At 65.9% G+C, this 22432-nt stretch carries 18 protein-coding genes and 2 pseudogenes; 8 read left to right on the top strand and 12 right to left on the bottom strand.

Annotated features, from left to right (window positions below; genetic code table 11):
• Positions 1-14 precede the first annotated feature (14 nt).
• The 4 genes and pseudogenes from ACX80X_RS08320 to ACX80X_RS08305 form a co-directional block, all read right to left on the bottom strand.
• On the bottom strand, positions 15-896 hold the full coding sequence (locus tag ACX80X_RS08320; protein WP_252613464.1) for a serine hydrolase: 882 nt from the start codon (positions 894-896) through the stop codon (positions 15-17).
• An 84-nt stretch (positions 897-980) separates the two neighbouring features.
• Positions 981-1808: an alpha/beta fold hydrolase gene (locus ACX80X_RS08315; protein ID WP_056349303.1), complete on the bottom strand. Its 828-nt coding sequence runs from the start codon at positions 1806-1808 to the stop codon at positions 981-983.
• 4 nt (positions 1809-1812) lie between these two features.
• Positions 1813-2141, bottom strand: a pseudogene (locus ACX80X_RS08310) (biotin/lipoyl-containing protein).
• A 140-nt stretch (positions 2142-2281) separates the two neighbouring features.
• The gene (locus ACX80X_RS08305) at positions 2282-3661 is read right to left on the bottom strand and encodes an amino acid permease (protein ID WP_252613467.1); all 1380 of its coding nucleotides are present in this window, start codon (positions 3659-3661) and stop codon (positions 2282-2284) included.
• A gap of 66 nt (positions 3662-3727) precedes the next feature.
• Here ACX80X_RS08305 and ACX80X_RS08300 point away from each other — a divergent pair.
• The 6 genes and pseudogenes from ACX80X_RS08300 to ACX80X_RS08275 form a co-directional block, all read left to right on the top strand.
• A pseudogene (locus ACX80X_RS08300) lies at positions 3728-3997 on the top strand (Lrp/AsnC ligand binding domain-containing protein); the annotation flags it as partial.
• A gap of 156 nt (positions 3998-4153) precedes the next feature.
• Positions 4154-4864, top strand: coding sequence for an NUDIX hydrolase (locus ACX80X_RS08295; RefSeq protein ID WP_252610026.1), 711 nt, complete (start codon positions 4154-4156; stop codon positions 4862-4864).
• Complete coding sequence (gene nadA, locus ACX80X_RS08290; protein WP_252613468.1) at positions 4861-6183, top strand: quinolinate synthase NadA; 1323 nt, start codon at positions 4861-4863, stop codon at positions 6181-6183. The genes ACX80X_RS08295 and nadA overlap by 4 nt, the downstream gene beginning before the upstream one ends.
• A 53-nt stretch (positions 6184-6236) precedes the next feature.
• On the top strand, positions 6237-8093 hold the full coding sequence (locus ACX80X_RS08285) for an L-aspartate oxidase (RefSeq protein WP_252613470.1): 1857 nt from the start codon (positions 6237-6239) through the stop codon (positions 8091-8093).
• Positions 8086-8958, top strand: a complete 873-nt coding sequence (gene nadC / locus ACX80X_RS08280) for a carboxylating nicotinate-nucleotide diphosphorylase (RefSeq protein WP_252613472.1) — start codon at positions 8086-8088, stop codon at positions 8956-8958. Before ACX80X_RS08285 ends, nadC begins: the two co-directional genes overlap by 8 nt.
• 7 nt (positions 8959-8965) lie before the next feature.
• Complete coding sequence (locus tag ACX80X_RS08275) at positions 8966-10123, top strand: cysteine desulfurase family protein (RefSeq protein WP_252613474.1); 1158 nt, start codon at positions 8966-8968, stop codon at positions 10121-10123.
• A gap of 98 nt (positions 10124-10221) precedes the next feature.
• Here ACX80X_RS08275 and ACX80X_RS08270 read toward each other — a convergent pair whose 3' ends face one another.
• Genes ACX80X_RS08270 through ACX80X_RS08260 form a run of 3 tightly spaced genes read right to left on the bottom strand, consistent with a single transcriptional unit; the run spans position 10222 to position 12290 of the window.
• Entirely contained in the window at positions 10222-10713 is a 492-nt protein-coding gene (locus tag ACX80X_RS08270) for a GtrA family protein (RefSeq protein ID WP_252609893.1), read from the bottom strand.
• 17 nt (positions 10714-10730) lie between these two features.
• Entirely contained in the window at positions 10731-11579 is an 849-nt protein-coding gene (locus tag ACX80X_RS08265) for a fumarylacetoacetate hydrolase family protein (protein ID WP_252613478.1), read from the bottom strand.
• A gap of 48 nt (positions 11580-11627) precedes the next feature.
• Positions 11628-12290, bottom strand: coding sequence for a DUF1684 domain-containing protein (locus tag ACX80X_RS08260; RefSeq protein WP_252601498.1), 663 nt, complete (start codon positions 12288-12290; stop codon positions 11628-11630).
• A 94-nt stretch (positions 12291-12384) separates the two neighbouring features.
• On the opposite strand from ACX80X_RS08260, the gene ACX80X_RS08255 reads away from it, so the two are divergent.
• Together ACX80X_RS08255 and ACX80X_RS08250 are read left to right on the top strand one after the other, a co-directional pair.
• On the top strand, positions 12385-13200 hold the full coding sequence (locus ACX80X_RS08255; RefSeq protein WP_459311720.1) for a hypothetical protein: 816 nt from the start codon (positions 12385-12387) through the stop codon (positions 13198-13200).
• Positions 13201-13270: 70 nt separating this feature from the next.
• On the top strand, positions 13271-14077 hold the full coding sequence (locus ACX80X_RS08250) for a transglutaminase-like domain-containing protein (protein ID WP_252601492.1): 807 nt from the start codon (positions 13271-13273) through the stop codon (positions 14075-14077).
• A gap of 62 nt (positions 14078-14139) precedes the next feature.
• Here ACX80X_RS08250 and ACX80X_RS08245 read toward each other — a convergent pair whose 3' ends face one another.
• From ACX80X_RS08245 to ACX80X_RS08225, 5 genes are all read right to left on the bottom strand, one after another.
• Positions 14140-14610: a MarR family winged helix-turn-helix transcriptional regulator gene (locus tag ACX80X_RS08245; RefSeq protein ID WP_252601489.1), complete on the bottom strand. Its 471-nt coding sequence runs from the start codon at positions 14608-14610 to the stop codon at positions 14140-14142.
• Positions 14610-15719, bottom strand: coding sequence for an LLM class flavin-dependent oxidoreductase (locus ACX80X_RS08240; protein WP_252601486.1), 1110 nt, complete (start codon positions 15717-15719; stop codon positions 14610-14612). The genes ACX80X_RS08245 and ACX80X_RS08240 overlap by 1 nt, the downstream gene beginning before the upstream one ends.
• Before the next feature lie 113 nt (positions 15720-15832).
• Complete coding sequence (locus ACX80X_RS08235) at positions 15833-19069, bottom strand: efflux RND transporter permease subunit (protein ID WP_459311718.1); 3237 nt, start codon at positions 19067-19069, stop codon at positions 15833-15835.
• 109 nt (positions 19070-19178) lie between these two features.
• The gene (locus tag ACX80X_RS08230; protein ID WP_252601482.1) at positions 19179-20681 is read right to left on the bottom strand and encodes a malate:quinone oxidoreductase; all 1503 of its coding nucleotides are present in this window, start codon (positions 20679-20681) and stop codon (positions 19179-19181) included.
• 79 nt (positions 20682-20760) lie between these two features.
• Positions 20761-22383, bottom strand: a complete 1623-nt coding sequence (locus ACX80X_RS08225) for an ABC transporter substrate-binding protein (RefSeq protein WP_256476961.1) — start codon at positions 22381-22383, stop codon at positions 20761-20763.
• Positions 22384-22432 lie beyond the last annotated feature (49 nt).

The following is a 22432-nucleotide window of genomic DNA, read 5'->3' as shown; positions in this document are numbered from 1 at the left end:
CCACCGCTGCTCAGTTACGAGAGGGCGGCGGTAACAGCCTTGGTGATTTCCTTGATCACGACAGTCCGTTCCGGGATGTCGCTCAGGTCGGCACCCTTCGTGAAAACCACCAGCACGTAGCTGCCGGAGGACATCAAGAGGACGGCGGCGTCGTGGAGTTCGTTATCGAGCAGCCCGTATTTGTGGAAGACGGTGACGCCGTCCGGAACTGTGGCCGGAATGAGGTTTTCGTAGTTGGTGTCCTGCATATAGGACAGGAGCTGCTCCGTATGCTCCTGGTCCAGGAGCCGGCCCTCGAACAGTTCCGCCAGGATATGGGCCATCTCGGCGGTCGAAAGCGTATTCACCTCTGGGTCATACGTGACGTCGATGGAGTCGGCATACTCCGAAAGTTCGGAAAGGCCCACTGCGTCCATCAGCAGGCTCCACGATTCGTTGTTGCTGTCCTGGACCATCGCCTGGATCTGGAACTCCGAGGTGAACGCGCCCAGCGGATCATCGAGGGACGCTGAACCCTCCTCCACGAGGTGGTAATAGGCAGCAGCGGTCAGGATCTTGGCCGTGCTCGCTGCCTCGAACGGTTCCTCCACGCCGTACTGGTGCACGGCCCCGCCGTCGGTAGCCATCAGCGCAACGCCCACCTGGTACTGGCTGTTGGCGCCGATGATGACATCGATGGCTGTGTCCAGGCCCGCGTCAATCGGGGCGGAGCTTGAAAAGGTGTCGATGCCAATTGATGCGCGCGATGCCGCACCCTGCCCGGGCCGGGCAGGGGCCAGTACGTAGGCGGCAGCGATCAGGACGACGCCGAGGAAACCGGCGGCAGCCACCAGGGCGGAACGGCGGCGTAGGGCGGCGACCGTGCGGCGGGCGCGCGGCTGGGAAGAATCGTGCATCTGACGATCCAAGCAGCGGAACCTATGCGGGAGCTATGAAATCCCTGTCAGGGATCAGCCGCGCACTGATCAGACCCCCACTGGTCAGACCCCCAGGAAAGCGATGGCGCCTTGTTTGAAAGCCCGGCTGGTGATGGCGTTGGTGTGGTTGCGGCCAGGCAACGTCAGCTGTTCAGCCATGGACCCTGCCCGGATTCCGAGTGCGGCAAGCTGCGGCATGGTGGCCGCACGTTCATCCTGGTCGCCGGCCACAAGGAGCATCGGCATGTGGGGTACGGCTTCGGCAGGATCGAAGGGCTCGGCCTTGATGGCATCCACCAGGGACAGCAGCGCGAAGATGTTGTTGCTCGGCAGGAGCATGGCCATCTTGAGCAGGCCGGCCGTGGACTCGTCCGCGATGGGGGTTCCGTCGGCGAGGTAGTTCTGCGCTGCGATGAGGTCAAAGGCTGCCAGCGGATCGGCGATGTTCGGTCCGCCCAGGACCAGGCGGTGGACGATCTCGGGCTGGGTGGCGCCGAATTCCCAGGCGAGCCGGGCGCCCAAGGAATAGCCCACAACGTCCACCCCGCTGGTGGGGTCACCGTCGTGCAATGGCCGCACGCCGGCGTCGAACGCTATCTGCAGCAGATCTGCGCGAATCCGGCTGGGGGAGTAGGAGTCCATGTCCTCGGGGGCTCCGCTGCGGCCGTGTCCTGGCAGGTCCACGGTGATGACGCGGCGGCCGGCCTCCAGCAGGGCCGCCACCCAGCCGGTGTCATGCCAGTTGAGTTTGCTGGAAGAGGAGAAGCCGTGCAGCAGCAGCACAGGGCGCAGTCCGGCGTCGTTCTGGGGGTCGTGCACCTCCACAAAAAGTTGGGGGTCCGTGCCCTCAACGGTGTGGGAATGCATCTCGCCGGTGTGCCTGCCGCTCATGGTGTCAGTCCTCATCAAGTACGGCGCTCAGGCGGACCCGGGCGCGTCGGTGCCTCGCTTTGGGACCGTGCCCACGATTCCGGCGGTGTTATCCGGCACCTCGAACACGATCAGGGGTTCGCCGACATTGATCCTGTCGCCTGCCCCACCGAAGATACGGACCACTTTACCTGCCTGCGGACTGGGCAGTTCAACAGCGGATTTGCTGGTTTCCATCTCCACCAGCGGCTGGTTACGCTCTACCTGATCGCCGGGCGAAACCAGCCACTCAAGCACGGTCGCCTCGATCAGGCCCTCGCCGAGGTCCGGGAGCGGGAAGGAAATTTCAGCCACGGCGGTACTCCAATACTCGTTGGATCCCGCTCGGCCGGCGGCTTCGCAATTTGTACAGTGCGGGCCGCCGTCGGTCTTTCTGCCCCTCACCCAACTTGCTTCCACCAGTTGACTTTGCCGGCTCATAACGACATCTGCTGCTACTTGGGTAGGCGATCGCGGGTGGTGAGCCGGGCGCTGAGCCAGCAGGCTGCCGCGAGGCAGGCAACCAGAACGAAGGTGCTCAGCAGCTGTCCGCGGCTGCTTTCCGCGCTGAAGCCGACGGCGAAGATCAGGCCAAGGAGGACGAGTCCGAAGATAGTCAGGCCCGGGAATCCCTTCATTCGCAGCGGAAGTTCGGCACCGTCCCGGTCCGTGCGGCGCCGGAGGATCAGCTGCGAGACGAGGGCCGTGCCCCAGACCACCAGGCACGTGGATCCGACCAGCTGGAACAGGGCCGGCAGGATCCGGTCCGGGAACAGCAGCTCCAGGACGGTGGCGAAGAAGCCGAACGCCACGGACACGCCCACCGCCACCACGGGCACGCTGGCGCCGCTGAGCCTGGCCAGGAACCGGGGAGCCTCGCCGCGTTCGGCGAGCGAGTACACCATGCGGGACGCGCCGTAGAGGTTGGCGTTCAGTGCAGAGAGAAGTGCGACGACGGCAACCAGGGTGATCGCCGTGCCGGCGCCCGGGATCCGGGCCGCGTCGAGCACGCCGGCAAAGGGCGAGGCGAGTCCTTCGGAGGAGACCGGCAGGACGGCCGCGATGACAAAGACCGACCCGATGTAGAAGACCAGGATGCGCCACAGCACCGTGCGGATCGCCTTGCCCACACTGTGCTCCGGGTCCTCCGTTTCCGCGGCGGCCACGGCCACGATGTCGGTTCCGCCGAAGGCAAAGATCACCACGAACAATGCCGTGGCGATTCCGCCAAGCCCGGCGGTGGCAAAATCAGTGGTGATGTTAGCGAGTCCGGGCGAAGCTACCTCGGGCAGGAAGCCCAGCAGCAGGGCGACCCCCACGGCCAGGAACGCCACAATAGCGGCAACCTTCAGGATGGCGAACCAGAATTCAAACTCGCCGAAGTTCTTGACGCCCGTCAGGTTGATGGCCGTAAACACAACCATAAAGATCAGGGCAAGGGCCCACACGGGGATAACCGGCCAGACGGAAAACAGCAGGCCCGCCGCGCCCAGGGCTTCCGCGGCGATGACCACCACCAGCTGGAGCCACCACAGCCAGCCCACTGTGGCGCCGGCGGTTTTTCCCAGGGCCCGCTCGGCGTAGACGGAGAACGCGCCGCTAGTGGGATTCGCAGCGGCCATCTCGCCCAGCGCCCACATCACCAGGATGATGAGCGTCCCGGCGACCAGGTACGAGATCAGCACGGCAGGCCCCGCGGCCTGGATGCCGGCCCCTGAACCCAGGAACAGGCCGGCGCCGATGGCGCTGCCCAGCCCCATCATGGTGAGCTGCCGGGGTTTCATGGTGTGGCCGAGGTGGGATTCCGGCCGCACTGCCGTGGACTTCGATGTCATGCCTGTGAACCTTCTTGGGGTTGGGGTTGGTGCCCCCGCAGGGACCACTTGAATTTACCGCCTAAGTTGACCATCAACCAGGACCTGGGCCACGGTGCGGTAGCCGAGGCGCTGGCCGCGATCCCGGAACTGATCGAGGTCCACACCGTTTCGGGCAGTTCGGACCTTATGGCGAGGATCGCCGCGCGGTCCAATCCGGACCTGCAGCGTGTTCTGGATGCGATGATCGCCACCAGGACCGTGCTCCGCGCGTCGGCCGTGATTGTCCTTAACACCCATTTCCAGGGCAGGACGCTGAAGTTGCTCGAAGCCGCGGCCGCCAGGCAGCCGGAGTAGGGCTCCGGGGACCAGCCCAAGGGGCCGTTGCCCGGTTACGCGTGGCGGCGAAACATTTTGAATCAGAGGAATGTGGCCGTAGAATCAGTTCTAGTCAATTTGACTTTAACTAAGTGATGGCACTGAAGCCCAGAAGCAGGGAGCGGGTGAGTGACCGTGTACAGCAGCTCAGCGAACGTCTCCGAGCGGGCCACCGCTGCCCCCTCGCTCGCGATATCCACCGTCATTTTCGCCCTGCGGCCCAGCGAATCCTCGGGCCGGCCTACCCTTTGGCTTCCCCTGGTCCGCAGGATTCGCGAGCCGTACAAGGACCTTTGGGCCCTTCCCGGCGGACCGCTGACGCACGTTGAATCCCTGCAGGATGCCGCGTCCCGGAACCTGCAGGAAACCACCGGACTCACACCGAGCTACCTGGAGCAGCTCTACGCGTTCGGCGGCCTGCACCGCTCACCCACCCAGCGTGTGGTGTCGATCGTCTACTGGGCGCTGGTCCAGCCCACCGAGGCCGCCCTGGCCGACGAATCGGAGAACGTGAAGTGGTTCCGGGCAGACAAGGTGGGGGACCTGGCCTTCGACCACAACGCCATTGTTGAGTACGCGCTCCGGCGCCTGCGGAACAAGCTGGCCTACGGTTCCGTGGCCTACCACTTCCTGGGGGAGTACTTCACGCTCGCCCAGGTCCGGGAGGTCTATGAAGCCGTCCTGGACACCCGGCTGGACCCGGCCAACTTCCGCCGCCAGCTCAAATCCACGCCGGAGATCGAAGAAACCGGCGAATACCTCCAGGGCGGCAAGCACCGCCCGCCACGTCTTTACCGCTTCACCGGCCGTCCTGGCCTTGACCCCGATAACAGGAGCACACCATGAGCAGCGTCAACACAGCCATCCAGCTGATCACGCGCGAACAAGCCGAAAGCGCGGCCCGAAGCGCGGCAGCAGGCAAAACAGCATCCACCTGCAGCCCGGCGCTCGCCAAGGGCCCGTGGGAATACGACCTTGCCGAAGCCCTCGCGGGTGCCCCTGCCTACGGACCCGGCGCCTCCAGCGCGGACGTTGCCCCGGCCGCCACGCCGCGCCAGGGCCAGCTTCCGGAGGAATACAAGCTCGCCAGCGATGCCGAGCTCGATGTGCGTATCCGCGTGGCCAAGAAAAAGATCGGGGACCGGGCAGTGATCCTGGGCCACTTCTACCAGCGCGACGAAGTCATCCAGTACGCCGACTTTGTGGGCGACTCCTTCCAGCTGGCCAACGCCGCCCTCACCCGGCCCGACGCTGAGGCCATCATCTTCTGCGGCGTGCACTTCATGGCCGAGACCGCGGACATCCTCTCCACCCCGGAACAGGCCGTCATCCTGCCCAACCTCGCTGCCGGCTGCTCCATGGCGGACATGGCGGACACCGACTCCGTGGAGGAGTGCTGGGAACAGCTCGAAGAGATTCTCGGTACCGAGGCCGACGCCGAGGGGCGGGTTCCGGTCATTCCAGTCACCTACATGAATTCCTCCGCCGCCCTGAAGGCTTTCTGCGGCCGGAACGGCGGCATCGTCTGCACCTCCTCCAACGCCAAAGTGGTCCTGGAATGGGCCTTCGAACGCGGCCAGCGGGTCCTCTTCTTCCCTGACCAGCACCTGGGCCGCAACACCGCCAAAGCCATGGGTGTGCCGCTGGAACAGATGCCCATGTGGAACCCGCGCAAGGAACTGGGCGGCAACGACGAACAGGCCCTGCTCGATTCCCGCGTGATCCTCTGGCACGGCTTCTGCTCGGTCCACAAGCGCTTCAACGTCGGTCAGATCGAAAAGGCCCGCTCCGAGTTCCCCGGCGTCAACGTGATTGTGCACCCCGAGTGCCCCATGGAGGTGGTGGACGCCGCCGATTCAGCCGGCTCCACCGATTTCATCAAGAAGGCCATTGCAGCGGCCACCGAACCGACCACTTTCGCGATCGGCACGGAGGTCAACATGGTGAACCGGCTTGCCGCAGAATACCCGCAGCACACCATCTTCTGCCTGGACCCGGTGATCTGCCCCTGCTCCACGATGTACCGCATCCACCCCGGCTACCTCGCCTGGGTCCTGGAGGAGTTCGTCGAAGGCCGCATCGTCAACCGCATCAGCGTGGACGACTCCGTCCAGGACAACGCCAAGACCGCGCTTGAGCGTATGCTCGCCTCGCGTCCTGTGTAGCGTGTCCGCTCTAGTCCACCTCCTGTAACCCCGGAAACCGAAACGAGCCCCACATGAGCGCAGAGAGCCCAGCCGGTGGTCCGGCACCCCGGCGGCTGATCGTCGTCGGGAGCGGCATTGCGGGACTCTACTCCGCGTTGCTGGCCGCCGATGCCGGCGCCGAAGTGGTGCTGCTGACCAAGGGCGCGCTCGCGGACAGCAATACGTACTACGCCCAAGGCGGCATCTCCGCCGTCCTCGACGAACCCGCGCCCGGGGACACTGTGGCCGCGCACCTCGCAGACACTCTGAAGGCCGGGGCCGGGCACTGCGACGAGGAGGCTGTCCGCGTGCTCTGCACGGAGGCCCGCCTGGATATCGCCGGCTTGGAACGCTTCGGCGTGCGTTTCGACATGGACGACGACGGCGACCCCTCGCTCGGGCTCGAAGCCGCCCATTCCGCGCCGCGGATCCTGCACGCCGGCGGCGATGCCACCGGTGCCGGCGTGGCCAGAGCACTTATCAGGACCGTCCTGGATGCTCAGGCCGCTGGCCGGATCCAGGTCATCGGGCACGCCCAGGTCACGTCCTTGTCGCAGAGCGATGGCCGCGTGGCGGGTGTGAATTTCCTCCACGACGGGCGGGAACTCGGCGTCCACGGCGATGCCGTGCTCCTGGCCACCGGGGGAGCGGGCCAGCTGTTCGCCCAGACCACCAACCCTGCCGTGGCAACTGCCGACGGGCTGGCGCTCGCCTGGCGGGCCGGAGCCGCCGTGGCGGACCTGGAGTTCTTCCAGTTCCACCCCACCTGCATGGTGCTGCCAGCCGATGCCCTTGAGGCAGCCGGCAACGGCACCGAACCGCTCCTGATTTCCGAAGCCGTCCGCGGCGAAGGCGCCATCCTGCTGGACGCTAACGGCGAACGTTTTATGCCCGCCTATCACGTCGACGCGGAGCTCGCCCCGCGCGACGTCGTCGCCCGCAGCATCGCCCTGCACCTCGCGACCCTTGGGGATCCAAACGGGCACGTTTTCCTTGACGCCATGGTGGTCGAAGCCCGGAGGGGCGAGGGCTACCTGGCCAAGCGGTTCCCCACCATCACCCAACGCACCCGCGAAGCCGGCGTCGACTGGACCCGCGAACTCGTCCCCGTGGCCCCAGCCGCGCACTACTGGATGGGTGGGGTCCTTACCGACCTCTACGGGCGGACCTCGGTGCCTGGGTTGCTTGCCGCCGGTGAGGTTGCTTGCACCGGCGTTCAAGGGGCTAATCGGCTTGCCAGCAACTCTCTCCTTGAAGGACTTGTCTTTGGGCGGCGGGCAGTCTCCGCATTCTTGAGCGACGGCGCGGGTTGGGTGTCGCCCGACGCTGCTCCTCCGCGTGCTCCCCACGATCTCCCTAACCTCGCAAGCTCGGCCAGGGAACCCGGATCGCGTGGGCCCTCGGCCGCTGGCGGCCTCCCCTTGACGCACGCTTCCGGAGCACCCTCGGACGACGATTCGGCGCTCCCGTTGGGTGCGGCTACTGACGAGCCGGCCCTCAAGGTGCCAGCCTGGGAGTTTGAGACCGTTCCGTCGCCTGGGCCTGTCGAGACGTCGTTTGCGGAGCCCGAGCCGTTTTCCCGGGTGGCTCTTCGGCGGTTGATGACTGCCGACGCTGGGGTTTTGCGTAGTGGCGGGTTGTTGCGGGAGGCTTCTGGCTTGCTTGGGGCGTGGGCCTCTGCTGACAATCCGGTCAACGTGCCTGATTCCCTCGATCCTCGGGAGCATGAGGATGCCAATCTTTTGTTGGCTGCGCAGCTGTTGGTGCATGCCGCGCGGGAGCGGCGGGAATCCTTGGGGGCGCATTACCGCAGCGACAGCGTGGCCGCCGTCGAACATTTTGATAAGCGTTACACCATGAGCCGGAAAGCGAGCCTCGTCCATGACTAGCCTGACCCTCCCCGCAGCACCCGTCCGGGACATCCTGGAGCGGGCCTTTGCCGAGGACGCGCCCAGCGGCGACATCACCTCCCAGCTGCTGATCCCGGCTGACGCCCGCGCCACGGCAGTGCTCAACGCCCGCGTGCCCGGCATCTTCAGCGGTGGAACGGTGTTCCGCGACGCCATGAAGCACATTGATCCGGAGACTGACGTGAAGTTACTGCTTGCAGACGGTGAAGCGTTCGACGCCGGCACCCATCTCGCGCGGGTGAGGGGCAGCGCCCGCTCCGTGCTGCTCGCCGAACGGGTCGCGCTGAACCTGGTCCAGCGCATGAGCGCCATCGCCACCAAGACCGCGGAATTCGTAGAGCTTGTCGAAGGTACCAAAGCGCGCATCACCGATACCCGCAAGACCACCCCCGGCCTGCGGGTGCTGGAGCGCTACGCGGTGCGCTGCGGCGGGGGAGCCAACCACCGCTACAGCCTCTCCGACGCCGTGCTGGCCAAGGACAACCACCTGGCCGTCATGACCGGCGGGGACCCCGCCAAGCTCACCGCCCTGCTTGTCGCGGCCAAGGCCCAGCTGGGGCACACCACGCACTTCGAGGTGGAAGTGGACAGCGCCGAGCAGATCGAGCCTGTCCTCGCCGCCGGCGTGGACACCATCATGCTGGACAACTTCACCCTCGAGGAGCTCCGTGCAGGCGTCAAGCAGGTGGCAGGGCGCGCCATCGTGGAAGCCAGTGGCAACGTCAACCTGTCCACCGTGGCGGACATCGCGGCCGCGGGCGTGGACGTCATCTCCATCGGTGGCCTCACCCACAGCGTGGCTGCCCTGGACCTGGGCCTTGACGTCGAACTGAGGGCCGGCTGATTCGGCCATGATCTTCCTCGACGCCGCCGCCACCACGCCCGTCCGCCGCGAAGTCCTCGAGGCCATGTGGCCCTACCTAAGCGGCGAGTTCGGCAACCCCTCCAGCCACCACACCCTGGGCGAGGCCGCTGCGTCGGCGCTCGCAGGCGCCCGCGCCGCCGTGGCCAAGGTGCTCGGCTGCCGGCCGGGTGAGGTCACCTTCACCTCGGGCGGTACGGAGGCGGACAACCTGGCCGTGAAGGGCATCGCCCTGGCCCGGCAGGCTGCGGATCCGTCGGTGAACCGCGTGGTGATCAGCGCCGTCGAACATCCCGCCGTGGAAGAGTCCGCCCGGTACCTGGAGCGGTTCCACGGCTTCGCCGTTGATGTGGTTCCCGTGGACAGCGCCGGCCGGGTGGCGCCCGCGGCGCTCGCCGCCGTGCTCCGGGCGGAGACCGCCGTCGTCAGCATTATGTACGCGAACAACGAAGTAGGCACCATCCAGCCGGTTGCGGAACTGGCTGCAGTGGCCACCGCGATGGGCATCCCGTTCCATACCGACGCCGTCCAGGCCGCCGGCTGGCTGCCCCTGGATGTCAAGGCGCTGGGCGTGGATGCCCTGAGCATTTCCGGCCACAAGCTCGGCGCACCCAAGGGCTGCGGCGTGCTGTACCTCCGCGGCCGGACCCGCGTCGAGCCCCTGGTGCACGGCGGCGGGCAGGAACGCGGCCGGCGGTCGGGGACCGAAAACGTGGCAGGAGCAGTGGCGCTGGCCACCGCCCTGACGCTCGCCCACGCCGAACGGCCGGAACTGGCCGCCCGAGTGGCAGGCCTCCGCGAACACTTCATCGCCACCATCCTGGACACAGTCCCGGGAGCCCTGCTCACCGGGCACCGGACGGAACGGCTGCCGTCAGTAGCGTCGTTCTGCTTCCCCGGCACCAGCGGCGAATCCGTGCTCTTGGAGCTGGAGCGGCAGGGCGTGGTGTGCTCGAGCGGTTCGGCGTGCGCCGCCGGCTCGGACGCGCCGTCGCCGGTGCTGACCGCGCTGGGCTATGACGCCGAGGTCGCGCAGACAGCTGTGCGGTTCAGCTTCACCTCAACGGTGACATCCGAGGAACTGGAGCAAGCGGCGGCAGCCGTGGGCACCGCCGTCGGGAGTGTCCGGACCCTCGGCCGCAGCTAGCGACCCCCAACCTGCCCAACTATGTAGCGCTATCTGTCGTTTTGGAGGCTCAAAACGACAGATAGCGCTACCTACTTGGGAGAGCGTAGGGGAGCGGTTCAGATGTGGCGGGCGCGGCGGAAGATCCAGTGCCGCAGCATCGTGAACCGCACGGCGGTGGCCACGAAGCCCGACAGGGTGGTGGTCCACAGCTCATCGGACACGGTGGCGTCCGGGTGCAGCCAGTGCAGCACGCCCAGGCTGCCGCCGGTGATGACCAGCGCCACGACGATGACGATCACGCCGTTGAGGTGGTCGCGGGCCATCCGGCGCTGCCCGGAGATCTTGAACGTCAGCCTGCGGTTCAGTGCCGTGTTCATCAAAGACGTCAGCACCAGGGCGGCCGCGTTGGCCAGTTGCGGTCCCAGCCAGGGGCGCAGCAACGCATAGAGCGCCAGGGAGGTGGCGGTGCAGATAATGCCGACGCCCGTGAAGCGGAGGAGCTGCCGCACCAGCGGAAACCTGAAGATTCCGCGGTAATGCTTGGTGGCTGGCGCACCGCGCGTGGGCTGCTGCGTCAGCTGGGCGGCGGGCGCAGCAGGGGTCTCCATGGGTCAAGCCTGACATATCAGGCCGGTGGTTCCTCCCAGGACGCCGCCTTGACCGGGTTGCTGAGCTCGCCAATGCCCTCCACGCGGCACACCACTGTGTCTTCGGGGTGGATGCGGGCACACTCTGCCGGGAAGCCCGTCAGGACCAGATCGCCGGCGTGCAGGGTCATAAAGGAGCTGAGGTAGACGAGGATTTCGTCCACCTTCCAGCCGAGATCGGTGCTGCTGGCGGCCTTCAGTTCGGTGCCGTTGTGGACGATGCTGATGGACAGGTCCGAGTCGTCGAGGTCCGTCACAATCCATGGGCCCACGGGAGTGAAGGTGTCCTGGCTCTTGGCGCTGATCCACAGCTCGTCCGACTTCTGCAGATCGCGGGCCGAGACATCGTTGCCGATGGTGAAGCCCAGGATGGCGCTGCGGGCCGTCTCCAGCGTAAGGCCGCGGACAGAACGGCCGACGACGACGGTCAGTTCGGCTTCCGGGTCAACGTAACCCACCGTGGAGCTCAGCTCGATGGCCTCGCCCGGGCCGATCACGCTCGATGCCGCCTTGTGGAAGGCCTGCGGGGGGAGGTCCCGGCCGGCCTGGCCGGTGTTGTGCGCCATGCCGAAGACGTTGGCGGGGACGGATGGCGCCAGGAAGGTGAACGAGTCCTGGTCTACTGCAGTCCCGGCTTCCCAGCCGGGCCGGGCCGGGTGGTTGGCGTTCGCGCGGGACGCCTCGAAGGGGGAATCAACGACTGTCCAGGACCTGCCGGCGTCGGAGCCGAAGTCTGGGGCGTCATTGGCCACGAAGAAGTGCTCGTCGGCAACAGCCGGGGACAGGGGGCGGACACGGGCAAGGCGGCGGGGAGCGCTGGCAGTCATGATGACATCCTACGTCCTCCGGCTGGCCGGTGGCCGGCTGCGGCAGGCTCAGTACAGCTCGCCCACCGGGATCTCCACAGCCAGGCGGTTGGACGGGCCGGGTAGCGGGCAGGCCCAAGCCTCGTTGTACGCGCAGGACGGGTTGTAGGCAAAGTTGAAGTCCAGGACAAACTCCGCGCCCGCCCCCGAGCCATGGACCCCGTGGAACGCGCCCTTGATGGTGTCCAGGAGGTACCGGCCGGCGCCGTAGCTTCCACCGGGCTGGCCGGCCGTGGCGTCCCGGAACGGAACGAAGATTCCGCCGCCGTAGCCGTGCAACTTCCACACGCCGAGCTGGCCCAGCTCGGGAAGATCGAACGTGCCCAGCCGGACAAACCGGACCACGCCGTCAGTGGCGGTTTCCACGGTCATTTCCCGGCCGGCTCCCTCAAGGGTCAGCGGCACATAGAAGCGGTAGATGGGATCGTAATCGGCCGTCTTCAGGCCGGAGAACTGCGATTTTTCCCTAGCGCTGAGGGCCGAGGCCGGATGCGTTGCGAACATCCGGTCGCGTTCATGCCGCCAAAGGGAATGGGCCTCCGCCGGATCTTCAGCGGCAACCTTCCGTACCGTGTCGTACAGGGCAAATGTCCGCAGCCGCCAGTCCGCAATGTCGATGGCGGAGATGTCCGCCAGGCTCTCAAGGTCCGCGCCGTACTGCTCATCCGCCATAGGCACCAGCCTAGTCCCTTGCGCGCGGGGAATGTCCGACGGCGACACGAGGCTCCGGCCCTTGTCCACCGTCGCCCGCCGATAGGCTGGCTGCATGACACACAAGGCGGCAATGTGGGGAGTGCGGACGGTAGCGCTGCTGATGGCCGGTGGACTGGCGGCCGGCTGCAGCGCGCCTGGTAACAGCGATTCGGCATGGACGGCGCAGCCGGAGACATCGGCCAGCCCAGGCGCCAGTACGACCTCAACCGCCGGCGCTACCGGTTCCCCGTCGTCGGGTCCTGTTGCCACAGCAGGTGCGTCGACGTCCGGAGCACCCGGCCCGGCCGCAACAGCTGCTGCCTGGAAGACCTTTACCGATCCGGCGAAGACCGTCAGCTTCGACCTGCCGGAGGAATGGATCGCCCAGTCCGTCACGCCCGAGGACGGGACATTGCCGGGTGCCCTGAAGATCGAGGTGAAAAAGCCGGACGGCACGGTGGTGGCCACACTGCGGACAGGACTGCCGTCGTCGTCGTCCGAGTGCCCCGAGACTGCCCGGAAACCGTACGTTGTGATCAGCAGCGTGCCGGTGGAGCTTCCCAGCCTGACGGGGGAAGGCACCATCGCCCCGCACGTGGTGTTCCGCGTCATCCAGGGCTACCGCTACTTCGGTTCCTACGGCATCACCAACATTGTGGGCGGGGCTGACGGCCAGGCCTGCGAACTGCGGAATGTGGTCCGTGGCCCGGCCGGAAAGGGGGACTACTCGTTCGGTGACCTCGGAGTCCTGAAGGCCTTCGCCCCGGATGAGAAGGTGGCCCCCGCGAAGGCGTTTGACACCCTGGGCCAGGCCGAAAAGTACGTGGACGAGAACTCGGAATTCGCGAACGTCCAACGGATGCTAATGTCTCTGGAGATCAAAAACTAGTCCTGCCCCTTGCCCCTCAACCCCGGGCCAGCGCGGAAAGTTCTGCCACTACCTCACACCCCGGAGATACATGGAACGCACCGTTTCAGCACGTATGGTTTTCAGGACCATCGCCGACACGAAGGCAGCCCTGGCCATCGCCGTAGCCAGGAATCCCGGCTATACCTCGTTTGATGAATCCCTGACTGTCACGGCCGACGGTCAGCCGGTTCCGTTGCAGGAACTCACGGACCATCATGGCGGCCGCCTGCACTACATGGAGCTGACTGAACCGGCCGAGGTCACCGTTGAGTACTCAGCGACGGTGGCCGGGCAGGCCGTTCCCGAAGAAGCCACCCTGGCTGAGCTCATCCGCTACGTGCGGCCAAGCCGCTACGCGGAGTCGGACCGGCTCCTGCCCACGGCATATGCCGAATTCGGCGGCTTGCACGGCGCCGAACTGCTCCAGGCCGTGCGGAGCTGGGTCTTCGGGGAATTGCGGTACATCAGCGGGTCCTCCAGGGGAACTGACGGCGCCGTGGAAACCCTCCTGCACCGCAGGGGAGTGTGCCGGGACTTCGCGCACCTGGCCATCGCCCTGCTGCGTTCCAAGGACGTCCCGGCCCGGCTCACCGCCGTGTACGCGCCGGGGCTGAGCCCCATGGATTTCCACGCGGTAGCCGAGGCACATGTCAATGGCGCCTGGCACGTCATCGACCCCACGGGGCTGGCCCCGCGGGAGTCGATGCTGCGAATCACCGCCGGCCGGGACTCCTCGGACACCGCATTCCTGTCCACAGTGGGCGGGCGCCTCACGCTGAACGAGCTGCGCGTCAGCGCTGTGGTCAACGGCCAGCTGCCTCCGGAAGATCCGGCCAAGCTGGTCATGCTGGGCTGAGATTCCCGCACGGCCCGGTTACTGGCGGGCAGTTACTTCCCGGCCAGATATTTCCCAGGCAGTTACTTTGCCGGCCGCGCTCCCACGGAATGCCGGAGTTTCTCGGTCAGTCGCTGGAGTTCCCTCTGCTCGGCAGCCGTCAGGGCCGGCCCCACCAGGCTGGAGATGTCCCGCACGTGCTCCCGGCCGATCTCCTTCTGGAGGGCGGCCCCTTCCTCGGTGAGCTTCAGCAGCACGCCGCGGCCGTCGTCGGGGGCAGCCATCCGGACCACGAGCCCGCGCTTCTCCAGCCTCTCAACCAGCCTGCTGAGGCTCGACTGGCTCAGCAGGACATGGTCATTGAGTTCATTGAGCCGGAGCCAGCCGGACGGACACCGGGACAGCGTGAACAGGACGTCGTACTCGTTGATGGCCACCTTTCGGAAGGCAGCTCCGGCCTGCAGCCTGCGCATGACGGCAACCTGCGCCCGGAACAGGGATTCCCAGGTTTCCGCCGCCAAGCGGATGGGTGATTCGTTTCCGTCGGCAGCCATCAGGCCTCCGAAGGGGCAGTCTCAGGCGCCGGTGCAGCCATCAGGGCGGCAACGCGGCCGGCATGCGTGGGCGGATCCGGCACGTGGGCGGGCTTGAGGGCAGCGTATTCCTTGCGGAGGACCGGGAGGACTTCCTCGCCGAACAGGTCAAGCTGCTCCAGCACTGTCTTCAGGGGCAGGCCTGCGTGGTCGATCAGGAACAGCTGGCGCTGGTAGTCGCCGAAGTACTCGCGGAACGTCAGGGTCTTTTCGATGACTTCCTGCGGGCTGCCCACGGTGAGCGGTGTCTGGGAGGTGAAGTCCTCCAGCGAAGGGCCGTGGCCGTAGACGGGCGCATTGTCGAAGTAGGGCCGGAATTCCTTCACGGCGTCCTGGGAGTTCTTCCGCATAAAGAACTGGCCGCCGAGGCCCACGATGGCTTGGTCCGCATTGCCGTGACCGTAGTGCTCGTAGCGCTCACGGTAGAGGCTGATCAGCTGCTGGTAGTGCTCCTTGGGCCAGAAGATGTTGTTCGCGAAGAAGCCGTCGCCGTAGTAGGCGGCCACTTCGGCGATCTGCGGCGTGCGGATGGAGCCGTGCCACACAAAGGGGGCCACGCCGTCGAGCGGTCGCGGGGTGGAGGTGAAGTTCTGCAGCGGCGTGCGGAACTTGCCGGACCAGTTCACCGTGTCCTCGTCCCACAGCCGGCGCAGCAGGCTGTAGTTCTCGATGGCCAGTTCCACGCCGTCCTGGATGTTCTTGCCGAACCACGGGTATACCGGAGCGGTGTTGCCGCGGCCCAGGACCAGATCTACGCGGCCGTCAGCCAGGTGCTGCAGCATGGCGAAGTCTTCGGCGATCTTGACCGGATCGTTGGTGGTGATCAGCGTGGTGGCAGTGGAGAGGGTGATCCGCTCGGTCTGCGCTGCGATGTACGCGAGCGTGGTGGTGGGCGAGGACGAGAAGAACGGGCGGTTGTGGTGCTCGCCGAGGGCGAAGACATCCATGCCGATTTCCTCGACTTTTTTGGCGATCGCCACGGCCGCCTTGATGCGTTCGTTCTCCGTGGGGGTCCGGCCGGTGGTGGGGTCAGTGGTGATGTCACTGACGCTGAATACGCCTATCTGCATGGTGTGCCTTCCGTTTCCTGGGCTTCTCTGAGCTTGCTTCTACTATACCAGATTTTCATGCGTTTGCATGTATCGACGGATATAACGCCTCGCCGGCGAGAATATTCCAGGTGTTACAGGGGGTCGCCCGGAGCGGCACGGCGGCCACTGACGCGGGGCACCATGCCGGTGGTCCAGTCGCGGAACTCGGCATCGACGTCGTCGGCTGCCGCAAATTCCGGGCGCTGCTGCATGGCACGGAGCAGTGCTTTTGTCTCCCGCCGTCCCTCCACGAGCCGGTACAGCACGGGAACCAGCACCAGGGTCAGCGCCGTGGAAGAAACCAGGCCGCCGATCACCACCACGGCCAGCGGCTGGGAAATGAAGCCGCCGCCCCCGGTCAGGCCAAGCGCCATGGGTGTCAGGGCGAAAACGGTGGCCAGCGCGGTCATCAGGATGGGGCGGAGCCGCTGCCTGGCGCCATGGGTGATTGCGTCCGCCACGCTCATCCCGCCGCGGCCGTCCCGTGGCTGCCTGTACTGGTTGATGAGGTCGATGAGCACAATGGCGTTGGTAACCACGATGCCCACAAGCATCAGCATGCCGATCAGCGACGGCAGGCCCAGCGGAACGCCCGTGGCCAGCAGCAGGGCCACGGCGCCGGTGGCGGCAAAGGGAACGGATACCAGAAGGATCAGGGGCTGGATCAGCGATTTGAAGGTGGCCACCATAATGACGTAGACAATCGCGATCGCGGCGAGGAGCGCCAGGCCCAGCTGCTGGAAGGACTCGGCCTGCTGGGTGGTGGCGCCGCCGAGTTCGGCGGTGACCCCTGCGGGGAGGCTGACCTCCGTGAGGCGCTTCTGCACCTCCGCGTTCACCGCACCGAGGTTGGAGCCCGACGGCGTGACTGACACTTTGGCGGTCCGCTGGCCGTTGCTGGCGGTAATGGAGACCGGCACGTCCACCTGTTCCACGGACGCGATGCTGCCCAGGGTGACGGGGGCGCCGGATGCAGGGAGTGCGATGTTGCGCACCGCGTCGATGCTGGTGAACCGGGTGCCCTTGCCGATCTGGACCGGAAAGTCGTTGGTATCGATCCGGACCGTGCCGGCGGGGATGGGGCTGATGGTAGCAGCCAGGACGCCGGCCACCTGTTCCTCGTTCAGCCCGGCCGCGGCGGTCTTGGCCCGGTCAACCTTGACCTGGACCACCGGCTGGCTGGCCGCGAGGTTGGTTGCCACCTCGCTGGTCGCCGGCACGCCGGTCATTGCTTCCACCATGGCCTCGCTGGCTGTGCGGAGGTCCTCGGACGTTGCCGCCTTGATGGTGATGTCCACCGTGGAGGATGTCCCGAAGCCACCCTGCTGCGTGCCGACGGTAATCTTCCCGGAACCGGCCACCTTGCCCACTTCGGTCCGGACGGTTTCCTGGAGCTTCGCCTGATTGGCCTTTTCATCCGTCACCACCGTGAACGTGGAGTTGGCGGCGCCGGAGGACGTCAGGGCGGCAAAACCTGCCTGCGCGTTTCCGGAGGTGAGCTGGACATTCCTGACACCCTCGATGCCGCGGAGGACGTCCTCGACCTTGATGGCGGCTGCGCTGGTGTCGGCCAGGCTTGTGCCCGCTGGCATCAGTTGGCGGACAGTCAGGCTGTTCTGGCCGGAATCGCCGAGGAGGTTGGTGGACAGCAGCGGCGTCATGGCGGCCGTGGCGCCGAGTACCAGCACGGCGGCGACGAGGGTCAGCACCGGGTGCTTCTGGGTCTTGCTGAGGACGGGCAGGTAGGCACGCTGCAGCCGGCTTTTCTGTTCGGCTTCCTGGGCCTGGGCACGGGCGGCGGCAGTAGCCCGGGCGGCAGCTTCGCGGGCAGCGGGCGAACCAGCGGCGGGAGAACCGGCGGGGCTCTTGAGGAACCAGTAGGCCAGGACCGGAACGATGGTCAGCGATACCAGCAGGGATGCCAGCAGCGCCATGGTGACTGTCAGGGCGAACGGCCGGAAGAGTTCGCCGGCGAGCTCGCCCACGAAGGCAATGGGCAGGAAGACCGCCACGGTGGTCAAGGTGGAGGCAGTGATTGCGCCGGCCACCTCCCGGATTGCGGTGAGGATCGCGGGGACTTTCTCCTCCCCGTAGCTGAGGTGGCGTTTGATATTTTCGATCACCACAATCGAGTCGTCCACCACCCGGCCGATCGCAATGGTCAGCGCGCCCAGGGTCAGGATGTTCAGTGAATAGCCCGTCGCGGACAGGCCAATGAACGTGATCAGCAGCGACAGCGGAATGGAGACCGCGGTAACAAGGGTGGAGCGGGCTGACATCAGGAAGACAAGGATAACGGCGACGGCGAAGCCCAGCCCGAGCAGGCCCTCGGTGGTGAGGTCCTTGATGGACTTCTCGATGAACGGGGCCTGGTCGAACACCGCCGTGAACTTTGCGTTGGACCCCAGCTCGGCCTCCAGGGCCGCCAACGAGTCGTTCACGGCGTGGGAGATTCCCACGGTGTCGCCCTCGGGCTTCTTGGTCACGGAGACGGCCAGTGTTTCCTGGCCGTTGGTCCGAGTGATGGAGGTCCGTTCGTCATCCTGCAGGCTAACGTCGGCTACCGTGCCGATGGTCGCGGCATCCTTGGCTCCGCCCACGGGTAGCGCCTTGATGGCGTCCAGGGAATCCACCGGGCTGCCGATCTGGAGGGATAGCGTCTTGCCCTGCTCCTGGATGGTCCCGGCCGGGATCAGCGCGCCGTTGTTGGAGAGGGCGTTCCGGATGGACTCGATCGTGGTGCCCTTGGCGGCCATCGCCTCGGGCCGGGGGAGGATCTCGATGTGCTGGGTGGCGCCGCCGGTCACGTCGGCTCCCCGGACGCCGTCGATCTTCTGGAGCCGGGGAACGGAGAGGCGTGCCAGGTCGGCGTTGAGTTCGCTGAGGGGCTTGTCCGAGGACACTGCCAGGAACACGATGGGGAAGTCGCTGATGCTGCCCGCGATGGCCTGCGGCTGCACGTCCTCCGGCAGGGAGCGTTTGGCGTTGGAGATGGCGCGGTCGATCTGGTTCCGGGCGCGGTCGAGGTTTGTCCCGTAGGTGAACACCATGGAGATCTGCGAGACGCCGTTGCGTGACGTCGAGGAGGTGGACTCCAGGCCTTCGACGCCGTTCAGGGCGGTTTCGAGCGGTGCGCTGACCTGCTTGTCCACCACTTCGGGCGAGGCGCCGGGCATGGCGGAGAGGACGGTGATCTGCGGGAACTCAATGGAGGGGATGAGTTCCTGTTTCAGCGATGACATGGTGATCACGCCGAACACCGTCGCGAAGACGGTGATCAGCGCGATCAGCGCCCGGTTTGCCAATGAAAGTTGTGCCAGCCGGAACATCGCGGGTCTCTCCTGTGGGGTTGACGGACACCTGCGGACCCGGACCGTCCCGCCGGGCCTGCGGACCGGACCGTCCAGCCCGGCCTGACGCCCGGCGGGCGGCCGGACGTCAGTGGTTGGCGGAAACGCTCTCCAGCTGCAGTGCCTTGGCCGTTGCCGTTTCGAGTTCGGCAGCAAGTTCCGGATTCTCATCCAGCTTCACGCCGTAGCCCGGCATCATGTCCTTGAGCTTGCCCTGCCAGCCCTTGAAGTTCTTCGGGAAGGACTTCTGCAGCAGTTCAATCATGATGGGCACCGCTGTGGACGCGCCGGGCGAGGCGCCCAGCAGCGCACCGATGGTGCCGTCACGGCCGGCGATGACTTCCGTGCCGAACTGCAGCACGCCGCCGCGCTTCGGGTCTTTTTTGATGATCTGCACACGCTGGCCGGCGGTGATCAGCTCCCAGTCGCCGTCCTTGGCTTCGGGGTAGTACTCGCGCAGCGCTTCCACCTTGTCCCCGTGGCGCTTGGCAACTTCCTTGACGAGGTACGCGGTGAGGTCCATGTTGTCCTTGGCGACTGCAAGCATCGGGATGATGTTGCTGGGCCGGATGGACAACGGCAGGTCAAGGTACGAGCCGTTCTTCAGGAAATTGGTGGAGAAGCCGGCATAGGGGCCGAACAGGAGGGAACGCTTCCCGTCGACGTACCGGGTGTCAAGGTGCGGGACCGACATGGGCGGCGCGCCCACCGAAGCTTGGCCATATACCTTGGCGCTGTGCTGGGCGGCAAGTTTCTCGTCGGTGCAGCGGAAGAACTGGCCGGACACGGGGAATCCGCCAAAGCCCTTGCTCTCCGGGATGCCGGAGGCCTGGAGGAGGTGCAGTGCGCCGCCGCCGGCGCCCACAAACACAAACTTGGCGTGGATCTTGCCGTGTTCCCCGGAAGCCGGGTGCTTGATCGAAAGGTCCCAGCCGCCGTCGGACGCCTTGGAGATGCCGCTGACGTCATGGCCGTAATTGATTTCGACGCCGTTGTTCCCGAGGTAGGTGGTGAGCTCACGGGTCAGTGCCCCGAAGTCGACGTCGGTCCCCTCGGTTGCCCGGGTGGCGGCGATACGCTGCTTCGCGTCGCGGCCCTTGACGATCAGCGGCGCCCATTTGGCGATCTGGGCCTGGTCCTCGGAGTACTCCATGCTGCGGAACAGCGTGTGGGGCTTGAGCGCTTCGTAGCGGGTCTTGAGGAATTTGGTGTTGTCCTCGCCGATGACAAAGCTCATGTGCGGGACGGTGTTGATGAAGCCCTTCGGCGAGCCGATCAGGGATTCTTCCACAAGATGGGACCAGAACTGGCGGGACAGCTGGAACTGTTCGTTGATGAGCAGGGCCTTGGCCGGGTTCACCGAGCCGTCTTTGGCTGCGGGGGAGTAGTTGAGCTCGCACAGGGCGGCATGGCCCGTTCCGGCGTTGTTCCAGGGGTCGGAGCTTTCCAGCCCGGGCTGATCCAGGCGTTCGAACAGGGAGATGGTCCAGTTCGGTTCAAGCTGCTTGATGAATGCCCCGAGCGTGGCGCTCATGATGCCGCCGCCAATCAGTACGACGTCGGCATGTTGGGTCTTGGATATGAAGGTCACAATCAGTCTCCGATAGCAGCGGCTCTGGCTGTCAAAGAATATCCCCGGGCGGCCCGCATACTGAAATTGGGCCGGGCCGTCAAGGCTTTAGCTGTACCTTTGTGAAAACTTCACTCAGTACCGGGGACGCCGGGTAGCTGCTGACGCGGTCCGAGAGTGCGAGCGCCGAGATGGGGAAGGCGATGGGAACTGCCGGCACGGTGGCCGCGATCTGGGCGTTGATGGTGTGGTACTGCTCGTCGCGTTCCTTGCCGGCAGGGAGGCCGCGGGCGCGGTTGATCTTGGAAAAGACCTGCGGGTCCTGGTAGCCGAATTCGCCGTTCTTTTCGCCGAACAGCGGGCCCACAAAGTTATCGGCATCGGCATACGCGCCATTCCAGCCGAGCAGGTGGAGCCCGTGGTCCCCGGGTGACTGCACTTTCTGGAGATAGCCTTCGGACCAGTCCACCGGGACAGGCTTAATGTTGAACCCGACGGCGGTCAGTTGCCTGCTGATTTCGGCGTAGATTTTCTCCGGCGTGGGCAGATACGGGCGGGTGGCGTTAAGCGGATAGTAGAACCTGAGCTCTTCCCCGGTGTAGCCGGCCTCGGTCAGATAGGCCTTGGCCTTGACAGGATCGTGGCCCAGTGCGGGAGCGTCATTATTGAAACCGCTGATCTTCGGAGGAACGAATTGTGAGGCCTTGGCGGTGTTGTCGATGAAGAACTTGCGGATCAGGGTTTCCTTATCGATGGCCAGCTCAATGGCCTGCCGCACTTTTTCGTTCTGCAGGACCGGAATTTCCTGGTTGATGCCCAGGTACATCACCGAGAAGGGATCACGCTGGACGATCTGCATGCCCCGCTTGACCAGCTGATCGAAGTTGCCCACCGTGACGGCGTCGTAGCCGTCGATCTTGCCGTCCAGGAGGGCCTGAAGCCGCGTCTGGGGGTGGTCGTACGTGACGAAATTAATGGTGGAGATCTGCCCGCGGTCACCCCAGTAGTTTTTGTGGCTGATGAGCCGGACTCTCGCCTCGTCCCAGGCGGCCAGGCTGAACGGTCCTGTGCCGACGGGGTTGGTGGCGAACCGGGAGACCGGGTTTCCGCCACGGGTCTGATCCAGGACATCCGCCGTGCCCGCCGTCAGGGCGGCCGGGGATGCGATGGCGAACGCCGGCAGGGTGAGCGCCTGGAGGAACGCAGTGAAGCGCTGGGTCAGGTCGATCCGGATAGTGTCAGCGGAAAGGGCCGTGCAGCTCTTGAAAATGGAGAGCGCAGCGTCCTCGGAATGTGCCTTGAACACGCTCTTGAACGAGCTTCCCGGCGCTTGCCGCCGCAGTTCCGCCGAGAAGGCGAACCAGCGGTTGAAGTTGGCACACACGGCGTCGGCGTTGAAGGGCATGCCGTCCTGGAACGAGACGCCGCTGCGGAGTTTGAACGTGTACGAGCGGCCTTCGTTTTCTTCGGACCATTCCGTTGCCAGCAGCGGCGTGGGCTTGCCCGTGGTCTGGTCCACACCCACCAGGCCTTCGAGGATCTGCCGGGTGATCCGGTAGCTTTCCACATCGTTCGAGAGCGCGGGGTCCAGGCCGAGGGGCTGGGACGCCGTGCCGAACGTGAACGTTTCGGTGGGTTCAGCGCCGGCGGGCGCCGTCGAAGGAGACGTTGCCGAGGGCGAAGGCGGTGGGTTGCCGGTACAGGAGGTCAGGCCTAACGCCATAAAAACGGCGCCGGTCTTGATGACCGTTCGCCGCGAAGTACTGCTGGGC

It is taken from the genome of Pseudarthrobacter sp. MDT3-1 (assembly GCF_054510755.1).
Note: the sequence above shows the minus strand (reverse complement) of the source record. Positions and strands in the feature narration are given on the sequence as shown.